Here is a 22,108-nt window from a genome sequence, read left to right as displayed (position 1 = left end):
ACACTTCTCGACGATGTGGGACGCGAATCAGTCACTTCTCAGTGAGATCGTGGGTGCGTCTCAGCCGTCCGTGCTGGGCCACTCCTCGGCGAGCAGCGCGTAGGAGAACCCGTCGAGCCAGCCCTTCGTCCGGTGCAGCGACTCCTGGACCATGTGTGCCTCGCGGCGCATCCCGACCCGGTCCATCAGCCGCCAGGACGGCTCGTTGTCGGCGAAGCAGTTCGCCTGCACGCGCCGCAGCCGCAGCGGCCCGAAGCAGAGGTCGATGACGGCGCGGACCGCCTCGGTGGCGAGTCCACGGCCGCCGTACGCCGGGTCGAAGGTCCACCCGAGCTCGGCCTGGACGCCGCGTGCCTCCTCGACGACCTCCTCCTGCGCCCAGGCGTCCTCGACCCGGACCATGAGGTCGCCGATGACCCCGGTGCCGACGTGCTCGTCCAGCTCGACGACGAGCTTGGTCGCGAGCCGGCCGGGCCGCAGGAAGCGCTCACGATAGGCGTCGTACGTCGCCGTGGCGGCGCCCAGCCAGTCGTACACCTCGGGGAGCTGTCGGAACCGCCATGTGGCCGCGAGGTCCTCGGGGACGGCCCGGCGGAGCACGAGCCGCTCGGTGCGTACGGGCCAGTCGACGACGGCGAGAGGGTCGTGTGCGTTCACGGGACCCATGCTGCCGTCGAGGACTCAGCGGCCGTCGGACGGGTCGACGAGACCAGCCTGAGGGTGCCGTCCTAGGAAAGGCGGGTGAAGAGTGTGGGCGGTCGGCTCTAGTGTCTGTCGATGTGCACCCTCCCGACTCGATGATCTCGGCCCGGGACCTGCGGAAGTCGTTCGGTGACTTCGAGGCGGTCCGGGGCATCGACGTGGACATCCCTGCGGGTGCGGCCTTCGGTTTCCTGGGTCCGAACGGCGCCGGGAAGTCGTCGACGATGCGGATGATCTGCTGTGTCTCCCCGGTCACCGGCGGTCGGCTGCGGATCTTCGGCCTCGACCCGGCGACCCACGGGCCCGAGATCCGCGCCCGGATCGGCGTCTGTCCCCAGGAGGACACGCTCGACACGGAGCTCAACGTCTGGGAGAACCTCTATGTCTACGGCCGCTACTTTGGGCTTCCCCGCAAGGAGGTCCGCAGCCGCATCGACGAGCTGCTCGACTTCGTGCAGCTCACCGAGAGGGCGCGCGCGAAGGTCGACGACCTCTCGGGCGGCATGAAGCGGCGGCTGACCATCGCCCGCAGTCTCATCAACCGGCCCGAGATCCTGATCCTCGACGAGCCGACGACGGGTCTCGACCCCCAGGCCCGTCATGTCATCTGGGACCGGCTCTTCCGGCTCAAGCAGCAGGGCGTCACCCTCGTCCTGACCACTCACTACATGGACGAGGCCGAGCAGCTCACCGACCGGCTGGTCGTCATGGACCACGGACTGGTCGTGGCGGAGGGCTCGCCCCTCGAGCTGATCCGCGACCACTCCACGCGCGAGGTCGCCGAGCTGCGCTTCGGCGTCGGCGAGCACGAGGCGATCGCGTCCAAGGTGGAGGATCTCGCCGACCGCATCGAGGTCCTGCCCGACCGGCTGCTGGTCTACAGCGACGACGGCGAGGCCGTCCTCGAGGCCGTCCACGCCCGCGGGCTCCGCCCGGTGGCCACGCTGGTCCGGCGCTCGACCCTCGAGGACGTCTTCCTGCGCCTGACCGGTCGGACGCTGGTGGACTGATGAGCACGACGACCGCGGGCAGCGTCGCGAAGCCCACCGCGCCGGTGAACGCCTGGGCCGGTGCGCTGCGGCTGCTCGACTACCACGTCATCGTCTACAGGCGGACCTGGAAGGGCAGCGTCATCACGTCGTTCGTGACGCCGTTCTTCACGATCCTCGCCATGGGCGTGCTCCTCGGCGGCTTCGTCACCAGCGACCCGGCGAGGCTGGACGGTGCCACGTCTTATCTCGCCTACGTCGCGCCGGGCATGGTCGCCAGCCAGGCGATGACCACCGTCTTCGGCGAGGTCACCTATCCCGTGATGGGGATGGTGAAGTGGCAGAAGATCTACTTCTCGATGACGGCCACGCCCCTCGGCGTCAAGGACCTCGTCCTGGCCCACATGGGGTTCGTGACCTTCCGGGTCCTCACCGTGTCCGCGGTCTTCACCGCCGTGCTCGCGCCCTTCGGCGTCTTCGAGTCGGTCTGGGGCACGCTCGTCGCGGTGCTGGTGCAGCTCCTGATCGGGCTCGCCTTCGCGACCCCGATCTACGCGTTCGCGTGCGGTCTGGAGGACGAGTCGGCGTTCTCCCTGATCTTCCGACTCGGGATGATCCCGCTGACGCTCTTCTCCGGCACCTTCTTCCCGATCGCCAACCTCGGCCCGGTGATGGAGACGGTTGCCCGGATCACGCCGCTGTGGCAGGGCGTCGATCTGACCCGGATGCTCGTCCTCGGCCGGATGGACTGGGGCTGGGCCGCGGTCCACGTCGTCTACCTCGCCGTGCTGACCGCACTCGGTGGGATGTGGGCGGTGCGGCGGCTGCGGCGGAGGCTGGTCCAGTGATCGCGACCGCCGCGCTGAGCAGCGCCGTGGCCGCGCGGCCGCTCGGGGCGGGCGAGGCGACCGCGCTGCTCCTCCACCGCAACCTGCTGGCCTACCGCCGGGCGTGGTACGTCTTCGTCACCGGCTTCCTCGAGCCGCTCTTCTACCTCTTCTCGATCGGCATCGGGGTCGGCAAGCTCGTGCACGGCTTCGGGTTCAACGGCGCTGAGATCGGCTACCGCGAGTTCGTCGCGCCCGGGATGGTCGCGGCGTCGGCGATGAACGGCGCGCTGCTCGATGCGACCTTCAACTTCTTCTTCAAGCTGAAGTACAACAAGCTCTTCGACCAGATGCTGGCCACGCCGCTGACGACCCTCGACGTCGCGCGCGGCGAGCTCGCGTGGTCGCTGCTGCGCGGTGGCATCTACTCCGCCGCGTTCGTGGTGATCATGCTGTGCCTGGGCCTGGTCGACTCCTGGTGGACGCTCCTCGTCGTTCCGGCCGCGCTGCTGATCGGGCTCGCCTTCGGCGCCGCCGGCATGGCGCTCACGACCTGGATGCGGTCGTGGCAGGACTTCGAGTACGTCACCTTGACGACCCTGCCGATGTTCCTGTTCTCGGCGACGTTCTTCCCGATCACGGCGTTCCCCACCTGGCTGCGCTGGATCGTGGAGTGCACCCCGCTCTACCGCGGTGTCGTGCTCTGTCGCGAGCTCACCACCGGAGCGTTGTCGTGGGGCGCCGCGGTCTCGGTCGTCTACCTGGTGGCGATGGGGCTCGTCGGCCTGGCCGTCGTACGCCGCCGGCTCGACCTTCTGCTCCTGCCCTGAGCCGCGGGTGGCGCTGGTTCGACGGGTGCCGGGCCGCATCCCGCTGGGCCGACCGCTGCCGCCCTGGAAGGATGGGAGCATGACGTCGCCCGCCGCCATCGAGCCCGACACCAAGGACTGGACCTGGGTGCTCGACCGTCCCTGTCCCGCGTGTGGCTACGTCGCCGGCGCCGTGACCGCTGACCGCCTGGCTCCGACGATCCGCGACAACGCCACGGCCTGGGCCGGCTTCCTCGCGGCGCCGATGGTGCGCGACCGGCCCGCGCCCACGACCTGGTCGATCCTGGAGTATGCCTGTCACGTCCGCGACGTCCACCGGCGCTTCGCCGAGCGGGTGCGGCTGATGCTGACGGAGGACGGGCCGGTCTTCGCCAACTGGGACCAGGACGCCACCGCGGTCGAGGACCGTTATGGCGAGCAGGATCCCGCCACGGTCACCGAGGAGCTGCTCGACGCCGCCGACGCCGCCGCGGCGCGCTACGAGTCGGTGCCCCCCGACGCCTGGGCCCGCCCCGGCCTGCGTGACAACGGCAGCGCGTTCACCATCGAGAGCCTCGGCCGCTACCACCTGCACGACGTCGTCCACCACCTCCACGACGTGCGCTCGGCCGCCAAGGACGCGACCATCGCCGCCTACGAGGCGTCCGCCGGCGTCTACGGCCGCGACGAGATCGACGAGTCGCTGCGCTCGGTGCTCGACCGCTTCCTTGCGATGCTCCAGCCCGCCGCTCACGTCCTGGAGATCGGCAGCGGCCACGGCCGGGACGCCCGGGCGCTGGAGGCGGGCGGCGCGCGCGTGCGGCGCACCGACGTCACCCCGGGTTTCGTCGAGCGGCTCCGGCAGGACGGGTACGCCGCCGTCGTACTCGATCCGTTGGGCGACGACCTGCGCGACCCGGCCGCGCCGGACATGCCGTACGACGCCGTGTGGGCGAGCGCCTGTCTGGTCCACGTCGCGCGGGCGGACCTGCCGGTCGTCCTGAGGCGTCTCGCGGCGGTGACGCGAACGGGCGGCGCGCTCCACGTCTCGCTCAAGGAGGGCGACGATGAGGAATGGTCGGTCCACGGCACGGTGGCGGCGCCGAGGCTCTTCGTCTACTGGCGCGAGGGGCCGCTGCGGGCGGCGCTGGCGGATGCCGGCTGGGACGTCGTGGAGATCGGACACAGTGACGGACTGCGCGGGGACGTGTGGCTCGACGTGCTAGCAAGGAGGCGATGAGGCGCCGATGAGACATACCGAGTTCTGGTCCCGGATGGAGCACGCGCTCGGTCCTGGCTACTACCGGGCGTGGGCCGACCAGTTCGTCATGGCTGACCTCGGGGGACGCACCGCGCAGCAGGCGCTCGACGCCGGTGTTCCGCCCAAGGAGGTCTGGGCAGCGGTGTGGCGGGCGCTCGGTCTCCCGGCCCGCGACCGCTGAGACCCGTCTGATCCGCGACACGCCCGGCGCGAGCTTCCCGTCGAACATCTGTTCGGCCTAGGCTGGGACCTGCTGGGCGGAGCGAATCGCAGCGTCGTTCACAGACCCTGGGGAGTCTTCTCCAGAACTGTCGGTGGTCCCGTCTAGCGTCCAGCACACGATGACGAGATCACGAGGACAAGCGATGCAGAAGCAGGGCAAGAAGGCCCCGCAGGGAAGGAACATCATGGCTGGTGGAGACCGCGAGAAGGCGCTCGACGCCGCGCTCGCCAACATCGAGCGACAGTTCGGCAAGGGCTCGGTCATGCGACTGGGCGACGACTCCCGTGCCCCCCTCGAGGTGATCCCGACCGGGTCGATCGCCCTCGACGTGGCGCTGGGTCTGGGTGGGCTTCCGCGCGGCCGCGTCGTGGAGATCTACGGTCCCGAGTCCTCGGGCAAGACGACCGTCGCGCTCCACGCCGTCGCCAGCGCGCAGCGCGCCGGTGGCATCGTGGCGTTCGTCGACGCCGAGCACGCGCTCGACCCTGAATATGCCAAGGCGCTCGGCGTCGACACCGACGCGCTGCTCGTCTCCCAGCCCGACTCGGGTGAGCAGGCTCTCGAGATCGCCGACATGCTGATCCGCTCGGGCGCGCTCGACCTGATCGTCATCGACTCGGTCGCCGCGCTCGTGCCGCGTGCCGAGATCGAGGGCGAGATGGGCGACAGCCACGTCGGTCTGCAGGCGCGCCTGATGAGCCAGGCCCTGCGGAAGATGACCGGCGCACTCAACAACTCCAAGACGACCGCGATCTTCATCAACCAGCTGCGCGAGAAGATCGGCGTGATGTTCGGCTCGCCCGAGACCACGACCGGTGGCCGTGCGCTGAAGTTCTACGCCTCGGTCCGCCTCGACGTGCGCCGCATCGAGACGCTCAAGGACGGCCAGGACATGGTCGGCAACCGCACCCGCGTCAAGGTCGTCAAGAACAAGGTGGCCCCGCCGTTCAAGCAGGCGGAGTTCGACATCATGTACGGCAAGGGCATCAGCCGCGAGGGCGGTCTCATCGACGTGGGCGTCGAGGCGGGGCTCGTCCGCAAGGCCGGCGCTTGGTACACCTACGAGGGCGACCAGCTCGGGCAGGGCAAGGAGAATGCCCGCAACTTCCTGCGGGACAACCCCGACCTCGCCAACGAGCTGGAGAAGAAGATCCTCGAGAAGCTCGGCGTCGGCCCGACCGTGGACCAGCCGGCCGAGGGTCCGGCGGACCCCGTCGGGATCGATGACTTCTGACCGACGTCGCCAGGCCCAGGCAGATCCCTGGGCCGACGACCGGCCGGCGCCCGACTGGCTGGGTGATGTCTCGGCCGGCGTCGACGCATGGAGCAAGCGCGCCGACCCTGGCCGAGACACGCCGGAGGTGCCGGTCGCGGAGGATCCCGAGCCCGACCACGACGCCGTGGCGCGCAAGATCCTTCTCGACCAGCTGACGGGCCAGGCGCGGAGCCGGAAGGAACTCGCCGACAAGCTCGCCACGCGCAACGTCCCCGACGACATCGCGACCCGGCTGCTCGATCGGTTCGAGGAGGTCGGTCTCGTCGACGACGAGGCGTTCGCGCGCAGCTGGATCGCGAGTCGCCAGCCCGGCAAGGGCCTCGCCCGACGTGCCCTCGCCCAGGAGCTGCGCCGCAAGGGCGTGGACGACGAGATCGCCCGCGAAGCCCTCGACGAGATCGACCCCGAGGACGAGCGGGCGGCGGGCCGCGCGCTCGTGCGCAAGAAGCTGCGCTCGATGAGCCGGATCGACGAGCAGGCGAAGATCCGCCGGCTCGTCGGGATGCTCGCCCGGAAGGGCTACGCGCCCGGCCTCGCCTTCGCGATCGTGCGCGAGGAGCTCGCCGAGGTTCCGGACGAGCTCGGCATGCCAGACTCTGACTTGTGACGTCGGAGGAGACCCAGCCGCGCGAGATCCTGACCTATGAGCTGTTCGGCCTCGCTGTGTGGGAGATCGCGCAGCAGGTCGTGGACAGCGGCTACGAACCCGACGTGATCCTCTCGATCGCCCGCGGCGGCCTCGGCCTCGGGATGGGGCTGGGCTATGCGCTCGACGTGAAGAACCTGTCCGCGGTCAACGTCGAGTTCTATACCGGCGTCGACGAGCGCCTGGAGGTCCCGATCATGCTGCCCCCGACGCCTGCCGCCGTCGACCTCACCGGGCTGAAGGTGCTCATCGCCGACGACGTCGCCGACACCGGCAAGACGCTCGAGATCGTGCACGCGTTCTGCGAGGGACACGTCGCGGAGTCACGGACGGCCGTCGTCTACGAGAAGCCGCGATCGGTGATCCGACCCGACTACGTGTGGAAGCGGACGGACCTGTGGATCGACTTTCCGTGGTCGTCCCAGCCGCCGCTCGTCGACCGCCATGGCGGTCTCGCGCACTGACGAGGACGGGTGGGGCAGTCGTCGTGCCGACCGCGGTCGCCGTACGTCACGGAGCTCACCGAGCGCTCGGGCTCACCGAGGACGGTGAGAGCTGGGCGCAGGCTGCCGCCAGGATGGGCGGTGGCCGGCCGGCGTACGCCGTCGACCTCACCGGTGAGGTCAAGGAGTTCACCGGTGACGCGTGGCCGGTCGTGGCGCTACGGCCGATGACGCCGGGCGACCTGCCGTCGCTCGTGCGATGGCTCTCCCAGGAGCACGTTCGCCGTTGGTTCGGCGTCGACGGTCCGCCGACGCCCGAGCGGGTCGCCGACCGGTACGCCGCGGACATCGCGGGGGAGACGGCGACGACGATGTGGGTCGTCGAGACCAACGGCCGGTCGGTCGGGTTCTGTCAGGACTACCGCGTGGGCGACTATCCGGACTACGCCCTGCTCACGCCGGACCCGGAGGCGATCGGCGTCGACTACGCGATCGGCGAGCCCGCGTTCGTCGGGCGCGGTCTCGGCACTCGGATGCTCTGGACCTGGCTCCTCGGAGTCGAGGCGCGCTATCCCGGTGCGCGCACGTGCTTCGCGGCTCCCGATCATCGCAACGCGGCCTCGCTGCGTGTGCTGGACAAGGTCGGGTTCGCGCGCGGGACGTGGTTCGACGAGCCGCAGCCGGACGGGACGGTGTCGACGGTCGTCGGATGCACCCTGGACCTGAAGCGGGTCGTGGGCGCGGGGGCGTGATCGATAGGGTCGCGCCATGAGCCTTCGCGACGAGCTGCGGGTGCCACCCGGCCCGGTGGACCTCACGGCGTACGCCCCAGGAGGCACGCCGGGGGTCAAGGGCGACAAGGAGAAGGGTGAGGAGCGGCTCGCAGCCTTGGGCGACGAGCTCCTGGAGCTTCAGACGAAGCTCTTCGCCAGCCGCGGGACCCACCACGCGCGTCAGGTGCTGCTCGTCCTGCAGGGCATGGACACCTCCGGCAAGGGCGGCGTTCTCAAGCACACGGTCGGGCTCGTCGACCCGGTCGGCGTGCACATCGTGTCCTTCAAGGCGCCGACCCACGAGGAGCTCGCCCACGACTTCCTCTGGCGCATCGAGAAGGCGGTGCCGGCGGCCGGCTACCTCGGCGTCTTCGACCGGTCCCACTACGAGGACGTGCTGATCGGCCGGGTCCGGCACCTGGCCCCGGCGGACGAGATCGAGCGGCGGTACGCCGCGATCAACGACTTCGAGCAGCGTCTCGTCGACGAGGGCACGGTGGTGCTCAAGTGCATGCTCCACATCTCGGCGCGTGAGCAGAAGGAACGTCTCCTCGCCCGGCTGGACGACCCGGCCAAGTACTGGAAGTACAACCCGGGCGACGTCGACGAGCGGCAGCTCTGGCGCGACTACCAGACGGCGTACGAGATTGCGCTCGAACGGACCAATACCGCGCACGCGCCGTGGCACATCGTGCCCAGCGACAAGAAGTGGTATCGCAACCTCGCGATCGCGAAGCTCCTCCACGAGACGCTCAGCGGGCTCGGTCTGGACTGGCCCGCGCCCGACTTCGATCTTGAGCGGGAGAAGAAGCGGCTGGCCGAGGACACGGTCTCGTGAGCGGCACGCGGTCCGAGGTCGAGCAGCTGCCTCGCGTCGGGGTGACCCGCTACGTCACCCCGCTCCGTGAAGGCGGCAGCCTGCCCGGGATCGTCGAGGCCGACGATCTCGGCACCTACGTCTGCAAGTTCCGCGGCGCCGGCCAGGGCGTCCGGGTCCTCGTCGCGGAGGTGATCGTCGGTGAGCTCGCCCGCCGCATCGGGCTCCACACGCCGCGGCTCGTGGTGCTCGACCTCGATCCCGCGATCGCACGCTACGAGGCCGACGAGGAGGTCCAGGACCTGCTCAACGCCAGCCCCGGACTCAACCTCGGGATCGACTTCCTGCCCGGCGCCTTCGGCTACGACGGCGAGGTGACGCTGCGCTCCGACGACCGGGCCAAGATCCTCTGGCTCGACGCCTTCACCGCCAACGTCGACCGCTCGTGGCGCAACCCCAACCTGCTGCTCTGGCACGGCGACCTCTGGGTCATCGACCACGGCGCGGCGCTCTACTTCCACCACGCGTGGCAGGGCGGTGTCACCGATCCGGCGCGCTTCGCCAACCTCGCGTGGAACATCGACGACCACGTCCTCAAGGCCTACGCCGGCGGACTTCCTGCCGCGGACGAGGAGATCACCGCGCAGCTGGACGAGTCGGTCCTGCGTGACGTGGTGGCCGTCGTCCCCGACGAGTGGCTCGAGCCGGTCCCCGGCGCGGACACGCCCGCGGCGCTCCGCGCGGCGTACGTCTCCTTCCTCGGCGCCCGTCTCGCGACGCGTCAGTGGCTCCCGAGCGCGGAGGGGGCGGCGTGACGGGCACCAGGCCGTTGGCCTACCAGTACGTCGTGCTGCGCTGTGTGCCGCGCGTCGACCGCGAGGAGTTCCTCAACGTCGGCGTCGTCGTCTACTGCCAGGCGGCCGACTTCCTCGACGTCGCCTGGCGCGTCGACGAGCAGCGTCTGGCGGCGGCGTTCCCCCAGCTCGACGTCCAGCAGGTCTGCGAGACGCTCGCGTTCGTCGAGGGTGTGTGCGCCGGTGACGAACGCGGGGGAGCGGCGGCCGCGCACAACCTGAGCCAGAGGTTCGGCTTCCTCAAGGCGCCCCGGAGCACGGTGCTCCAGCCGGGGCCGGTCCATGGCGGCGTCACCCCGGACCCCGCGGCCGAGCTTCAGCGCCTCGGGGACCACCTCGTCGGCTGACCAGCCACGCCGAGTCGTCACCAACGACGGCCGAGTTGTGCGAAATGACGGGCCGAGTTGTGCGAAATGGCGGGCCGAGTCGTCGGTCATGCCCGTCGAGTCGTCACCTGTGCTGGGGCAAGGTGACGACTCGACGGGCAGAACGAACGACGCGGCCGCCAGAGCGACGGATCCGCCAGCGGGATCAGACGGGGACGAGCTCCACCGCGCCGACGGCATAGCGGGCGAGCACGGTGCGCGCGACCTCGGGGTGTGCCCCCAGCGGCTCGGAGACGGCGACGGCGCCGGCTTCGAGGGCGAGCTCCGCCGCCCGGTCGGGCAGGAAGCCGGGCGCGAGGAACAGCGAGGCCATCGCGATGTGGCGCCGTCCCTGCAGCCGGAAGGCGCGGACGGCCTCGCCGGTCGCGGGCGGGGCGGCCGAGGCGTACGCCGCCGTGACCGGCAGCTTGTGGTGGGCGCCCCAGATGCGGGCCAGCCGCGCGACGGACTGGTTGGCGAGCGGGTCACTGGAGCCGGCGGCAGCGAGGACGAGCGCGTCGAGCTCGCGGACGCGGTTGGCTTTGAGCGCGGCCCGGAGCCGCTCGTCGAGCACCTGGAGGAAACAGGCCTCGAGACCGAGGATCGACGTCGCCTGGATCTTGAGACCCGGGTGGCGCTCCATGGCGGCGGCGACCACGGAGGGGACGTCGACCTTGGCGTGGAACGCGTCGGTGAGGAGGAGGGGTACGACGACGATCTCGTCGTGTCCGGCCTTGACGAGCCGGTCGACGACCGTCTGGAACGACGGCGTCGACAGCTCGAGGAAGGCGGCCTCGATGCGAAGGTCGGGGCGCTGGGCACGGGCCTCGGTCACGAGCTTCGTGACCGTGGCGGCGGACCGGGGGTCACGGCTGCCGTGGGCCAGGGCCACCAGGGCAGGAGCGGCCATTGTTCTTCCCTTCGGGTGTTGCGTGTCAGAGCGTGTGGTCAGGAGGAGCGAGTGGGGTCAGGTGTGGATGCCGCACTCGGTCTTGTTGGTGCCGGCCCAGCGGCCGCTGCGCGGGTCCTCGCCCGGCGCGACGCGGCGCGTGCAAGGCGCGCAGCCGATGGACGGATAGCCGTCGTAGACGAGCGGGTTGACGAGCACGCCGTTCTCGGCGATGTAGCGCTCGACCTGCTCGTCGGACCAGCGGGCGATGGGCGAGACCTTGACCTTGCCCTTCTTGGCGTCCCAGCCGATCACCGGCGCGATGACCCGGTTGTGGGTCTCGGCGCGGCGCAGGCCGGTGGCCCAGGCGTCGTACCCCTCCAGCGCGTCGGCCAGCGGCTGGACCTTCCGCAGCTTGCAGCACAGGTCGGGGTCGGTGCGGTAGAGGTCCTTGCCGTACGTCGCATCCTGCTCCGCCACCGACTGCACGGGTGTGATCGTGAGCAGGTTGACGTCGAGCGTGGCGGCGACGGCGTCGCGGGTGCCGATGGTCTCGACGAAGTGGTAGCCGGTGTCGAGGAAGACGACGTCGACGCCGGGAACCACCGTGGACGCGAGGTGGGCGAGGACCGCGTCCCCCATGGAGGAGGTGATGCAGAACCGCTCGCCGAAGGTCGCGGCCGCCCACTCGATGATGGTCTCGGCCGGCGCCAGCTCGAGCTCCGCGCCCCAGTGGGACACCAGCTCGCGCAGCTCCTCCGGGGTGCGTCCGTCGGTCTGGATGCCGCGCGAGCTGCGCGCGGCCGCTGTCAGTGGTGCACCGCTCATCGCGCTTTCCCTCCGGTCCGCTGGACGATGCCCAGGCTCTTGAGCTGGAAGGCCCGCAGGCAGGCACGGCACTCCCACGCCCCGTGGGGAGAGGAGACCTCGCCGTTCTCGCCGACGACCTCGTGCGGCCAGAGGTCCTCCTCGCCGCAGAAGGGGCAGTGGAACGGGACGGCGCGCGCCTCGCCGCTCATGCGGCCACCTCCGTCAAGAAGGCGACAGAGTACGGACGCGGCCGCATGAGAGATCGAATGGTCGCTCGCTTGCGCTCGCTTGCGGCCACCTCCGTCAAGAAGGCGACAGAGTACGGACGCGGCCGCATGAGAGATCGAATGGTCGCTCGCTTGCGCTCGCTCATGCGGTGGCCCCTTCGGCGACCCTCTCGCCGCGCAGCAGCGCCTCGTCGGCGCGCGCGACCCAGGCGGCGAACGACTCGTCCTCGGTCCGGTCGTCGAGGTAGCTCTCCACGACCGCGGTGATGTAGTCGTCGAGACCGGCGCTGGTGACCTTGTGGGCCCGCAGCTTGCGGCCGAAGCCGTTGGTCAGGCCGATGCCGCCGCCGAGGTGGACCTGGAAGCCCTCGACCTGGTTGCCGTCGTCATCGAGGACGAGCTGACCCTTGAGGCCGATGTCGGCGACCTGGATCCGGGCGCACGAGTTCGGGCAGCCGTTGACGTTGACCGTGATCGGGGTGTCGAGGTCGGGGAAGCGACGCTCGAGCTCGTCGATGAGATCGCTCGCGCGCTGCTTGGTGTCGACGATGGCGAGCTTGCAGAACTCGATGCCGGTGCAGGCCATCGTCGAGCGCCGCCAGTTGGACGGGCGCGCCGAGAGACCGATGACCTCCAGGTCGTCCAGCAGGTCGGGCACGGCGTCGGCCTCGACCCCGAGGATCACGAGCTTCTGGTACGACGTCAGCCGGACACCGTCCGCGGCGTACTTCTCGACGAGGTCGCCGAGCGCGGTCAGCATGGTGCCGCTGACGCGGCCGACCGTGGGCGTCGCGCCGACGTAGAACCGACCGTCCTTCTGCTCGTGGGCGCCGATGTGGTCGCCGTTGCGCACGGCGCGCTCCGGCGAGGTGCCGTCGACGAGCTTCCGGCCGAGGTACTCGTTCTCCAGGACCTCGCGGAACTTCGCCACGCCCCAGTCGGCGACGAGGAACTTGAGTCGGGCGCGGGACCGCAGCCGGCGGTAGCCGTAGTCGCGGAAGATCGCGATGACACCCTCCCAGACGTCCGGCACCTCCTCGAGCGGGATCCAGACGCCGAGCTTCTGCGCGAGCATTGGGTTGGTGGAGAGCCCGCCGCCGACCCACAGGTCGAAGCCCGGGCCGTGCTCGGGGTGGACCGTGCCGACGAAGGAGACATCGTTGATCTCGGGCGCACCGTCGAGCGACGGGTGCCCGGAGACCGAGGTCTTGAACTTCCTGGGCAGGTTGGAGTACGCCGGGTTGCCGATGTAGCGGCGCTTGATCTCGGCCAGCGCGGAGCTGCCGTCCAGGATCTCGTCGGCCGCCACGCCGGCGACGGGGGAGCCGAGGAAGCCACGCGGGCTGTCACCGCACGCCTCGAGCGTGTTGAGGCCGGCGGCGGCGAGCCGGTCCCAGATCTCGGGGACGCTCTCGATCTCGACCCAGTGGTACTGGATGTTCTGCCGGTCGGTGATGTCGGCGGTGCCGCGGGCGAAGTCGGTCGAGATGGACCCCAACGTGCGCAGCTGGGTCGCGCCGAGCAGCTGGCCGTCCGAGCGCACGCGCATCATGAAGTAGCGGTCGTCCAGCTCCTCCTCGGCGAGGGAGCCGGTCTTGCCGCCGTCGATGCCGGGCTTGCGCTGGGTGTAGAGACCCATCCAGCGGAACCGGCCGCGCAGGTCCGCGGGGTCGATCGAGTCGAAGCCCCGCTTGGAGTAGATGTGGAGGATCCGCTCCCGCACGTTCAGCGGGTCGTCGTCCTTCTTGGACTGCTCGTTCTTGTTGAGCGGCTCGGTGAAGCCCAGCGCCCACTGGCCCTCGCCTCGCTTGGTGCGGGGGATCTCGGTCTGGGTGGCGCGTCGTGCCTGGAAGCGCGGGTCGGACATCGGTCAGAGTTCCTCGTGGTCGAGAGACGCGGGGAGGAAGGAACGGCCACGGCGATGTCGTGGGGGAGTCCTCGCCTCCGGCGCCCGGGATGATGGTCTGTCGGGGCGGCGGGTCGTGCTCGTCGCGGAGCTGCGGTCTGAGCGCGGCGATCAGCGAGGCCAACAGATCATGCTGCGCATACGGCAGAAGTCCACGTGGCGTCGAACCACGAGGTGCGTGTGCGTTGCAGCGGTGACCATGTCAAGGAGTCTCAAGGAGCGGACGGCCTCCCAGCAAGGCGAGATCTCATATCGTGATACGTCGGTCCGAATATTGGACAAATACTGCCTCGCACGCGGGCGGATGTGGCCGACGTCACGCTGCGGGGCTCCCGCGCCGCCGTGCCGTCGGCCGGTTGCTCCGCCTCGCGTTCACGTCCATGAGGTACGGAGGCCGCTCCTCGGTGTGACGACCACGATGCGGCGGACGAGCACGCGCTTCACTACCCTGTGCAGTCATGAGCGACCTCTCCGCCACGAACATTCCCGCCCTGGCGAGCTCGGCGTACAACCAGGCCCTGGAGGTGATCGCCGCGGTGGAGCCCCGGATCGCGGAGGCCACCAAGCAGGAGCTGGTCGACCAGCGGGCCAGCCTCAAGCTCATCGCGAGCGAGAACTACGCCTCGCCCGCCGTGCTCCTGACGATGGGCAGCTGGCTCAGCGACAAGTACGCCGAGGGCACCGTCGGACATCGCTTCTATGCCGGGTGTCAGAACGTCGACACCGTCGAGTCGCTGGCCGCCGAGCACGCGCGTGAGCTGTTCGGAGCGGAGTACGCCTATGTCCAGCCGCACTCCGGGATCGACGCCAACCTGGTCGCCTTCTGGTCGATCCTCGCCCACCGCGTCGAGGGGCCGTGGCTGGAGAAGTTCGGGGCTCGAGGCGTCAACGATCTCAGCGAGGCGGACTGGGAGAGTCTGCGCGCGGAGCTCGGCAACCAGCGCCTGCTGGGCATGTCGCTCGACGCCGGCGGTCACCTCACGCACGGCTTCCGGCCCAACATCTCCGGCAAGATGTTCCACCAGCAGCAGTACGGCACCGATCCCGAGACCGGTCTGCTCGACTACGACGCGGTGCGCGCGAAGGCCAAGGAGTTCAAGCCGCTGGTCATCGTCGCGGGCTACTCCGCCTACCCGCGCCGGGTGAACTTCGCGAAGATGCGCGAGATCGCCGACGAGGTGGGCGCCACCCTCATGGTCGACATGGCGCACTTCGCCGGCCTGGTCGCGGGCAAGGTGTTCACGGGCGAGGAGGACCCGGTCCCGCACGCCCACATCGTCACGACCACGACCCACAAGTCCCTGCGCGGTCCGCGTGGCGGCATGGTGCTCGCCACGGAGGAGTACGCCCCGAGCGTCGACCGCGGCTGCCCGATGGTCCTCGGTGGTCCGCTGTCGCACGTAATGGCCGCCAAGGCGGTCGCGCTCGCCGAGGCGCGCCAGCCCGCCTTCGCCACCTACGCCCAGAACGTCGCCGACAACGCGAAGTCGCTCGCGGACGGCTTCCTCTCGCGCGGTGCCAAGCTCGTCACCGGCGGCACCGACAACCACATCGTGCTGCTCGACGTGTCGTCGTTCGGCCTCACCGGCCGCCAGGCGGAGTCCGCGCTGCTGGACTCCGGCGTCGTCACCAACCGCAACTCGGTCCCCGCCGACCCGAACGGTGCGTGGTACACCTCCGGCGTCCGTCTCGGCACCCCCGCGCTGACGACCCGCGGCTTCGGGCACGATGAGTTCGACCGCGTGGCCGAGCTCATCGTCGACGTCCTCACCAACACCTCCCCGGGGACGACCAGCGCCGGCGCGCCGTCGAAGGCGTCGTACGCCATCGGCGACGGGGTCGCGGAGAAGACCAAGGCCGCTGCGGCCGAGCTGCTCGACAAGCACCCGCTCTACCCGGGTCTCGAGCTGGCCTGAGGTCGTGAGTGCCAGCGAGGCCGATAGCCCTCGCTGGCACTCACAACCTCGCACCTAGGCGGCCGGCTTGCGCCAGATGCTCACGTGGCTGGTGCTCTCGGAGGTGAACGGGCTTCGGCCCCAGCCGTCGTACCGTCGCTCGAAAGCGAGCCCGGCGAGTCGCGCCATCAGATCGAGCTCGGCCGGCCAGACATAGCGATAGTGGTGGGGCGCGTAGCGGAAAGATCCGTCCGGCTCGCGGGAGTAGTGGTGCGACACCGCCTGCTGCGTGACCGCGTCGAAGGTATCGAAGCCGACATGCCGGTCGGAGACGTCGAACGGGACCGCGGTCTGGCCCGGCGGCAGCCTCCGCAGCGGGGGTACGCCGACCTCCACCACGAACCGCCCGCCCGGCGCGAGGTGGTGCGCGGCGTTCGCGAAGCACGCCACCTGCTCGTCCTGGGTGCGGAGGTTTCCGATCGTGTTGTAGACCAAGTAGGCCAGGGTGAACGTCCCGGCGCCGGGGACGACGGTGGCGGCCATGTCGCCGACCACCACGGGCAGGGTCGTCTCGTCGACCTTCCGACGGAGTACGTCGACCATCGGCTGGGACAGCTCGATACCGGTCACCGGGATGCCGCGTGCCCGCAGTGGTACGCCGATCCGCCCGGTGCCGATCGCGAGCTCGAGCGCGGGCCCGTCGCCGGCGAGCCCGGCCAACATGTCCACGACCGGGGCGATCGACGACGTGCTGTTCGCCGGGTCGTCGGGGTCGTCGTACCGCTCGGCCGTCTCCTGGTCCCACAGGTCGCTGCTCGTCATGGTCGGCCACTCTGCCGAAGACGGACCGGAGAGGTCGACCGAATTGGGCCGGTAACCAGTGCCGGCGACTAGAGCCGGGCGCGCGTGGATTCCAGCACCCCGCGTACGCCGGCCACCGGCCGCCCCGCGACGACACCGGTGTAGGTGCCGACCAGCTGCCAGTAGTCGATCTCGGCGAGCACCAGCTGGTGCTTGACGGACTTGCGGTCCTCCGGGAGGAACGTGACGTCGAGTCGCCGGTCGGCCGAGGACACGTGCCACGGAGCGAGCGGATCGTCCGCGGACGGCTCGAACGTGAGGTCGCCGAGCGGCTCGACGGTCGGACCGTCCGGTCCCGGGAGCCACAGGCAGGACTCGTCCTCGAAGCCGGGCACCGTCGGCCGCTCGGCGAGGTTGGCACCGAGGATTCCGCCTGGCGCGGCGTCGGACGCCTGGGTCGCGAACGTGCCCCATCGCCACCGGGTCCGGTAGGGGAGCGCCGAGTGGTGCTCGTCCAGGATCGCGAGGTCCCGGCCGGGGTCGAAGCGGTGGACCCGCTCGCCGACGGTGACGGTCCCGGCGGCGGGGAAGACCGCCTTGTGGGTGTAGAGCGCGCCACCCGGGAGCGGCGCGCTCACCGACAGTGGCGCGGATGCGCGTGCCCCGTCGAGGCTGAGGTCGACGCTGATGCGCGGCTTCTCCGCGGTGGCGGCGATCTCCGCCCGGATGCGGTGGGTGCCGGCCGGTTCGTCAGCCCAGGTGTAGCCGATCTCGTAGCCCGGCGTGCCGATCCGCGGCGAGCTGGGGAACAGCCCGCGGGGGAGACGCAGGGAGCCGCCGCGGGCGTTGCGGGCGTGCTCGACGAGCCCCTGCGCGTCCCGGACGTAGATCTCGGAGCTGGCGAGGTAGTGGGCGTCCTGGAGGATGAACGACGAGGAGAGCTCCGGATGCAGGAGCGTCCAGCCGATCCACTGCTTGAGGCGGAGCCAGGCGAGGCCGCGGCGCAGGCCGGCGTACGCGTCGAGCGGGTTGACGTCGGCCGGCCGCGCGGCGAAGCGACCGTGGTGGCGATGGCCGTCCACCACCAGCGCGACGGGGCGGTCGGCGTGGAGCACGCTCGAAAGGTATCGCGCGAGAGCCCTGGTCGAGGAGAGGGCACGTCCGCGACCGACCATGCGACGGGCCGAGACGGTGCGGAGCGGGCCGATGACCGTCTCCCGCGGCGTCAGCTGACCGCCGGTGTGGCTCGCGCGAGGATTGAGGCGAGATCGCCGCGGTCGAGCATGCCGTAGGTGCCGCCGTGGCCTCCCGCCAGCCGGGACGCACAGAAGACGTCGGCCACCTCGGTAGGCGCGAAGCGGACCAGCAGCGACCCTTGGAGCACGGCGGCCATCCGGCCGGCGAGCCGGCGTGCGGAGCCCTCGAGGGCGTCGGGGGAGCCCATCAGCGTGCCGAGGAGCTCGAGGGTCTCCTCGATGGCCCGGTCGAGGCGGGCGTCGGCGCCGCGGGCGAGCCCGACCTCGGTGATCCACGCGTCGAGGGCCTCCGGCTCTCGCCCGAGTGCCCGGAGGACGTCGAGCGCGTTGACGTTGCCGGAGCCCTCCCAGACCGAGTTGAGCGGGGCCTCGCGGTAGAGCAGCGGCAAGCCGGACTCCTCGACGTACCCGTTGCCACCGAGGCACTCCAGCGCCTCGGCCACCATCGCGGGCGTGCGCTTGCAGACCCAGAACTTCGCCAGCGGGAGGGCGAGCCGGCGGAAGGCGCTCTCGCGCGGGTCGTCGGCACGGTCCACCGCCGCGGCGAGCCGGATAGCCAGCGCGGTCGCCGCCTCGGACTCGACCGCGAGGTCGGCGATGACGTTCTGCATCAGCGGCTTGTCGGCGAGCAGGCCCCCGAAGGCCGACCGGTGGGCGACGTGCCAGGAGGCCTCGGCGAGTGCCTTCCGCATCAGCGAGGTCGAGCCGAGCACGCAGTCGAGGCGGGTGGCGGCGACCATCTCGATGATGGTCCGCACGCCGCGTCCCTCCTCGCCGAGCCGGTGGACGAGCGTGCCGTCGAACTCCAGCTCCGAGCTCGCGTTGGAGCGGTTGCCGAGCTTGTCCTTGAGGCGTACGACGTCGAGCCGGTTGCGCGAGCCGTCCGGAAGGACCCGGGGGAGGACGAAGCAGGTGAGGCCGCCCGGCGCCTGCGCCAGGACCAGGAAGACGTCGTTCATCGGAGCGGAGGTGAACCACTTGTGGCCGTGGAGGGTGTACTCACCGTCGACGGAGGTCGGCCGCGCCTGCGTCACGTTGGCCCGCACGTCCGAGCCGCCCTGCTTCTCGGTCATGCCCATGCCGGCGAGGGCGCCACGCTTCTCCCCGGCCGGCCGCGTCGCGGGGTCGTAGGTCAGCGAGGCCAGCAGCGGGACCCACTCCTTGGCGAGCGTGTCGTCGGCTCGGAGCGCCGGAACGGCGGCGTACGTCATCGAGATCGGGCAGCCGTGGCCCGGCTCGGTCTGCGACCAGGCGATGAAGCCGGCCGCACGCCGGACGTGGGCGTGGCCGTCGTGCGGCACGGTCTCCTGCTCCCAGGGCGCGGCGGCGAGCCCGTGGCCGACGGCGCGCTCCATGAGCCAGTGCCAGGACGGGTGGAAGCGGACCTCGTCGACGCGGTTGCCATAGCGGTCGTAGTTGGCCAGCACCGGCTCGTTCTGGTTGGCGAGCAGGCCGTGCTCGCGCGCCTCGGCGGAGCCGGCCTCGCGGCCGAGCGCGGTCAGCGACGCGAGGACCTCCTCCGAGCCGTGGCGTACGACGGCCTCCGCGAGCGCCAGGTCGGTGCCGACGACATCGTGGCCGGCGAGCGGTGGCGCCTGGTTGAGAGAGACCCGCAGGGCGGCACGTGAGTCGTCGTGGAGGTCGATGGGCTGCGCGTCGGAGGCCATGTCCCCGACGATAGGCGGCGGCGCGCTAGATTGCCCCCCGTGTCCGACGAGTCGCCCGAGTATGCCGCCGGGCCCGGGGTGTCCCTGCCCGAACGCGTGCGCTCCCCGTGGTGGCAGCTCGGCCGCCGCGTGCTCCTGGCCCTCGCCATCCTGATCGGCACGGTGCTGCTGGTCTACCTCGACCGCGACGGATATCAGGACAACGGCCATCCCGGCCGCCCGCTGACGCTGATCGACGCGATCTACTACTCGACGGTCACCCTGAGCACGACCGGCTACGGCGACGTCACGCCGATCTCGGAGCATTCCCGGGTGATCAACGCGTTCGTCGTCACCCCCGCCCGCATCGGCTTCCTGGTCCTGTTGATCGGCACCACCCTGGAGGTGCTGGCCAGCCGTGGCCGCGAGCTGATCCGCGTCTCTCGCTGGAGGAAGAAGATGGGCCACCACGTCGTCGTCGTCGGCTACGGCACCAAGGGCCGCAGCGCCGTCGAGACGCTGATCCGGAACGGGCAGGACCGCGAGCAGATCGTGGTCGTCGACCCGAGCACGACCGCGCTGCAGGACGCCCACGCCGACGGCCTGGCCGTGGTGACGGGCGACGCGACCAGGCGTGACGTCCTGATCCGGGCCGGTGTCGGCACGGCCGAGCAGGTCGTCCTCACCACCGACCGCGACGACTCCAACGTCCTGGCGATCCTCACCGTCCGCCAGCTCAACCCGGACGCCTGGATCGTCGCCTCGGCCCGTGAGCAGGCGAACGCGCCGCTGATGAAGCAGTCGGGCGCCGACTCGGTCATCACCTCGTCCGACGCGGTCGGCCGCCTGCTGGGCCTCTCGTCGCTCTCGCCGACGCTCGGCCAGGTCATGGAGGACCTGCTGACGCGTGGCGAGGGGCTCGAGGTGGCCGAGCGCGAGCTGCTCGTCAACGAGGTGGGTCGGCAGCCCCAGCACCTCGACGACCAGGTCATCGCGGTGGTCCGCGACGAGAAGGTGTTCCGCTACTTCGACCCCGTGGTCAGCCAGCTCGCGCGCGGCGACCGGCTGATCGTCGTACGCCCGGCGAAGGAGCTGCCGTGGGCGCCGCGTCCCGGGACGCACAACGAGGACTTCGCGAGCGACGAGTCCTGAGAAGTGTGCGCTGAGAGATGAGCGCTGAAAAATGAGCGCAGCGAAATGAGTTGAGCCGCTGGCGTCTCGGGTCACCAGCGGCTCAACACCAAGAACTCTAACCCGTCGACCGGCGGAAATCACGCCCCGATCTGCAGAAACCTGAAGATCACCCGGTCGGATGATGAGGCATGGCCCACACGGGCCATCCGGCCCGGGGTGCGACGGCGTCCCGGCACGCGCCCGACGTCGGTCGGCGGTGTGCGCGGCAGCACACTGGACGGAGTCCCGATAGTTAGCCTGTCTAAAGTAAAGTGCCGCTCCGTGACCGAAGCCCCGAGCAGACAGCAGAAGAGAATCCAGGCCGACCACCCGTCGTACAAGTGGGTGGCGCTCTCCAACACGACCCTCGGCATCCTGATCTCGACGATCAACAGCTCGATCGTGATCATCTCGCTGCCGGCGATCTTCAAGGGGATCCACGTCGACCCGCTCGGCGCCGGCAACGTGAGCTACCTGCTCTGGATGATCATGGGCTTCCTGGTCGTCTCCGCCGTCCTCGTGGTCATGCTCGGGCGCCTCGGCGACCTCTACGGCCGGGTGAAGATCTACAACCTCGGCTTCGTCGTGTTCTCGCTCGCCTCGGTCTTCCTCTCCCTGGACCCGCTGCAGGGCGGGGGCGGAGCGCTCTGGTTGATCATCGGGCGCATCATCCAGGGCATCGGTGGCTCGATGCTCTTCGCGAACTCGACGGCGATCCTGACCGACGCCTTCCCCGCCGAGCAGCGCGGCATGGCGCTCGGCATCAACAACGTCGCCGCCGTCGCAGGCTCGTTCATCGGGCTGATCGTCGGCGGTGTGCTCTCCGAGGTCGACTGGCGCCTGGTGTTCTGGGTGTCGGTCCCGATCGGCGTCCTCGGCACCATCTGGTCCTACAAGTCGTTGCACGACACCGGCGCGCGTCGCCACGGCGGCCTCGACCTGCCGGGCAACCTGACGTTCGCGGTGGGCCTCACCGCGATCCTGGTGGCCATCACCTACGGCATCCAGCCGTACGGCGACCACACGATGGGCTGGACCAACCCGTGGGTGCTGGGCGGGCTGATCGGCGGTGCCGTCGTTCTGGTGGCGTTCTGCGTGATCGAGACGAAGATCGCGGACCCGATGTTCGCGATGAGCCTGTTCAAGATCCGGCCGTTCTGGGCCGGCAACCTCGCCGGCCTGCTCTCCTCCGTCGCTCGCGGTGGCATGCAGTTCATGCTCATCATCTGGCTCCAGGGCATCTGGCTGCCGCTGCACGGCTACTCCTACGAGTCCACGCCGCTGTGGGCCGGCATCTACATGCTCCCGCTGACGGTCGGCTTCCTCGTGGCCGGTCCGGTCTCCGGCGTGCTGTCCGACCGCTTCGGCGCGCGGCTGTTCGCCGCCGGCGGCATGGTGCTCGTCGCCGTCACGTTCATCGGCTTCCTGGTGATCCCGGTGAACTTCCCCTACTGGCTCTTCGCCCTCATCCTGCTGGTCAACGGCCTGGCCTCCGGCCTCTTCGCGGCGCCCAACGTCTC

23 protein-coding genes are annotated in these 22,108 nt (G+C 70.3%); 15 read left to right on the top strand and 8 right to left on the bottom strand.

Going from position 1 to position 22,108, the window contains the following annotated elements; all coding sequences use genetic code 11:
• Window positions 1-60: 60 nt before the first annotated feature.
• Complete coding sequence (locus AB3X52_RS16355; RefSeq protein ID WP_367995162.1) at window positions 61-657, bottom strand: GNAT family N-acetyltransferase; 597 nt, start codon at window positions 655-657, stop codon at window positions 61-63.
• Between the two features lie 122 nt (window positions 658-779).
• On the opposite strand from AB3X52_RS16355, the gene AB3X52_RS16350 reads away from it, so the two are divergent.
• The 12 genes from AB3X52_RS16350 (at window position 780) to AB3X52_RS16295 (ending at window position 9,967) form a co-directional block, all read left to right on the top strand.
• The gene (locus AB3X52_RS16350) at window positions 780-1,712 is read left to right on the top strand and encodes an ABC transporter ATP-binding protein (RefSeq protein ID WP_437440570.1); all 933 of its coding nucleotides are present in this window, start codon (window positions 780-782) and stop codon (window positions 1,710-1,712) included.
• On the top strand, window positions 1,712-2,539 hold the full coding sequence (locus AB3X52_RS16345) for an ABC transporter permease (protein WP_367995161.1): 828 nt from the start codon (window positions 1,712-1,714) through the stop codon (window positions 2,537-2,539). Before AB3X52_RS16350 ends, AB3X52_RS16345 begins: the two co-directional genes overlap by 1 nt.
• The gene (locus tag AB3X52_RS16340; RefSeq protein ID WP_367995160.1) at window positions 2,536-3,348 is read left to right on the top strand and encodes an ABC transporter permease; all 813 of its coding nucleotides are present in this window, start codon (window positions 2,536-2,538) and stop codon (window positions 3,346-3,348) included. Before AB3X52_RS16345 ends, AB3X52_RS16340 begins: the two co-directional genes overlap by 4 nt.
• 79 nt (window positions 3,349-3,427) lie before the next feature.
• On the top strand, window positions 3,428-4,567 hold the full coding sequence (locus AB3X52_RS16335; RefSeq protein ID WP_367995159.1) for a class I SAM-dependent methyltransferase: 1,140 nt from the start codon (window positions 3,428-3,430) through the stop codon (window positions 4,565-4,567).
• A gap of 7 nt (window positions 4,568-4,574) precedes the next feature.
• The gene (locus tag AB3X52_RS16330) at window positions 4,575-4,769 is read left to right on the top strand and encodes a DUF3046 domain-containing protein (RefSeq protein WP_367995158.1); all 195 of its coding nucleotides are present in this window, start codon (window positions 4,575-4,577) and stop codon (window positions 4,767-4,769) included.
• 226 nt (window positions 4,770-4,995) lie between these two features.
• Complete coding sequence (gene recA, locus AB3X52_RS16325) at window positions 4,996-6,045, top strand: recombinase RecA (RefSeq protein WP_367995171.1); 1,050 nt, start codon at window positions 4,996-4,998, stop codon at window positions 6,043-6,045.
• Window positions 6,035-6,694, top strand: coding sequence for a regulatory protein RecX (locus AB3X52_RS16320; protein WP_367995157.1), 660 nt, complete (start codon window positions 6,035-6,037; stop codon window positions 6,692-6,694). Before recA ends, AB3X52_RS16320 begins: the two co-directional genes overlap by 11 nt.
• Window positions 6,691-7,197 carry a phosphoribosyltransferase gene (locus tag AB3X52_RS16315; protein ID WP_367995156.1) on the top strand — a complete coding sequence of 169 codons (507 nt, stop codon included), beginning with the start codon at window positions 6,691-6,693 and terminating at the stop codon, window positions 7,195-7,197. Before AB3X52_RS16320 ends, AB3X52_RS16315 begins: the two co-directional genes overlap by 4 nt.
• Window positions 7,198-7,220: 23 nt before the next feature.
• Entirely contained in the window at window positions 7,221-7,928 is a 708-nt protein-coding gene (locus AB3X52_RS16310) for a GNAT family N-acetyltransferase (protein ID WP_367995155.1), read from the top strand.
• A 16-nt stretch (window positions 7,929-7,944) separates the two neighbouring features.
• Complete coding sequence (locus tag AB3X52_RS16305; protein WP_367995154.1) at window positions 7,945-8,787, top strand: PPK2 family polyphosphate kinase; 843 nt, start codon at window positions 7,945-7,947, stop codon at window positions 8,785-8,787.
• Window positions 8,784-9,581, top strand: a complete 798-nt coding sequence (locus AB3X52_RS16300) for a HipA family kinase (protein ID WP_367995153.1) — start codon at window positions 8,784-8,786, stop codon at window positions 9,579-9,581. Before AB3X52_RS16305 ends, AB3X52_RS16300 begins: the two co-directional genes overlap by 4 nt.
• Window positions 9,578-9,967: a DUF3037 domain-containing protein gene (locus AB3X52_RS16295; protein WP_367995152.1), complete on the top strand. Its 390-nt coding sequence runs from the start codon at window positions 9,578-9,580 to the stop codon at window positions 9,965-9,967. Before AB3X52_RS16300 ends, AB3X52_RS16295 begins: the two co-directional genes overlap by 4 nt.
• A 184-nt stretch (window positions 9,968-10,151) precedes the next feature.
• Here AB3X52_RS16295 and AB3X52_RS16290 read toward each other — a convergent pair whose 3' ends face one another.
• The 4 genes from AB3X52_RS16290 to AB3X52_RS16275 form a co-directional block, all read right to left on the bottom strand.
• Window positions 10,152-10,895 carry a sirohydrochlorin chelatase gene (locus AB3X52_RS16290; RefSeq protein ID WP_367995151.1) on the bottom strand — a complete coding sequence of 248 codons (744 nt, stop codon included), beginning with the start codon at window positions 10,893-10,895 and terminating at the stop codon, window positions 10,152-10,154.
• Between the two features lie 57 nt (window positions 10,896-10,952).
• Window positions 10,953-11,702, bottom strand: a complete 750-nt coding sequence (locus AB3X52_RS16285; RefSeq protein WP_367995150.1) for a phosphoadenylyl-sulfate reductase — start codon at window positions 11,700-11,702, stop codon at window positions 10,953-10,955.
• Complete coding sequence (locus AB3X52_RS16280; protein WP_367995149.1) at window positions 11,699-11,893, bottom strand: hypothetical protein; 195 nt, start codon at window positions 11,891-11,893, stop codon at window positions 11,699-11,701. Before AB3X52_RS16280 ends, AB3X52_RS16285 begins: the two co-directional genes overlap by 4 nt.
• Before the next feature lie 160 nt (window positions 11,894-12,053).
• On the bottom strand, window positions 12,054-13,778 hold the full coding sequence (locus AB3X52_RS16275; RefSeq protein WP_367995148.1) for a nitrite/sulfite reductase: 1,725 nt from the start codon (window positions 13,776-13,778) through the stop codon (window positions 12,054-12,056).
• A gap of 497 nt (window positions 13,779-14,275) precedes the next feature.
• Here AB3X52_RS16275 and AB3X52_RS16270 point away from each other — a divergent pair, with 497 nt between their 5' ends.
• Window positions 14,276-15,733, top strand: a complete 1,458-nt coding sequence (locus tag AB3X52_RS16270) for a glycine hydroxymethyltransferase (protein WP_367995147.1) — start codon at window positions 14,276-14,278, stop codon at window positions 15,731-15,733.
• A gap of 54 nt (window positions 15,734-15,787) precedes the next feature.
• Here AB3X52_RS16270 and AB3X52_RS16265 read toward each other — a convergent pair whose 3' ends face one another.
• The 3 genes from AB3X52_RS16265 to AB3X52_RS16255 form a co-directional block, all read right to left on the bottom strand.
• The gene (locus AB3X52_RS16265) at window positions 15,788-16,534 is read right to left on the bottom strand and encodes a class I SAM-dependent DNA methyltransferase (protein WP_367995146.1); all 747 of its coding nucleotides are present in this window, start codon (window positions 16,532-16,534) and stop codon (window positions 15,788-15,790) included.
• Window positions 16,535-16,602: 68 nt separating this feature from the next.
• A complete protein-coding gene (locus AB3X52_RS16260) occupies window positions 16,603-17,628 on the bottom strand; it encodes a DUF2804 family protein (protein WP_367995145.1) in 1,026 nt (341 codons plus the stop codon).
• Window positions 17,629-17,738: 110 nt separating this feature from the next.
• Window positions 17,739-19,436 carry an acyl-CoA dehydrogenase family protein gene (locus AB3X52_RS16255; protein ID WP_367995144.1) on the bottom strand — a complete coding sequence of 566 codons (1,698 nt, stop codon included), beginning with the start codon at window positions 19,434-19,436 and terminating at the stop codon, window positions 17,739-17,741.
• Between the two features lie 39 nt (window positions 19,437-19,475).
• On the opposite strand from AB3X52_RS16255, the gene AB3X52_RS16250 reads away from it, so the two are divergent.
• Window positions 19,476-20,567 (top strand): potassium channel family protein, encoded by a 1,092-nt coding sequence (locus AB3X52_RS16250; RefSeq protein WP_367995143.1) that lies wholly within the window; start codon window positions 19,476-19,478, stop codon window positions 20,565-20,567.
• A gap of 303 nt (window positions 20,568-20,870) precedes the next feature.
• Window positions 20,871-22,108: MFS transporter (locus tag AB3X52_RS16245; protein WP_367995142.1), on the top strand; the 1,238-nt coding region annotated here is incomplete at its 3' end.

The sequence above is a fragment of the Nocardioides eburneus genome (genome assembly GCF_040838215.1).
In the GTDB taxonomy this organism is placed as follows: domain Bacteria; phylum Actinomycetota; class Actinomycetes; order Propionibacteriales; family Nocardioidaceae; genus Nocardioides; species Nocardioides eburneus.
Note: the sequence above shows the minus strand (reverse complement) of the source record. Positions and strands in the feature narration are given on the sequence as shown.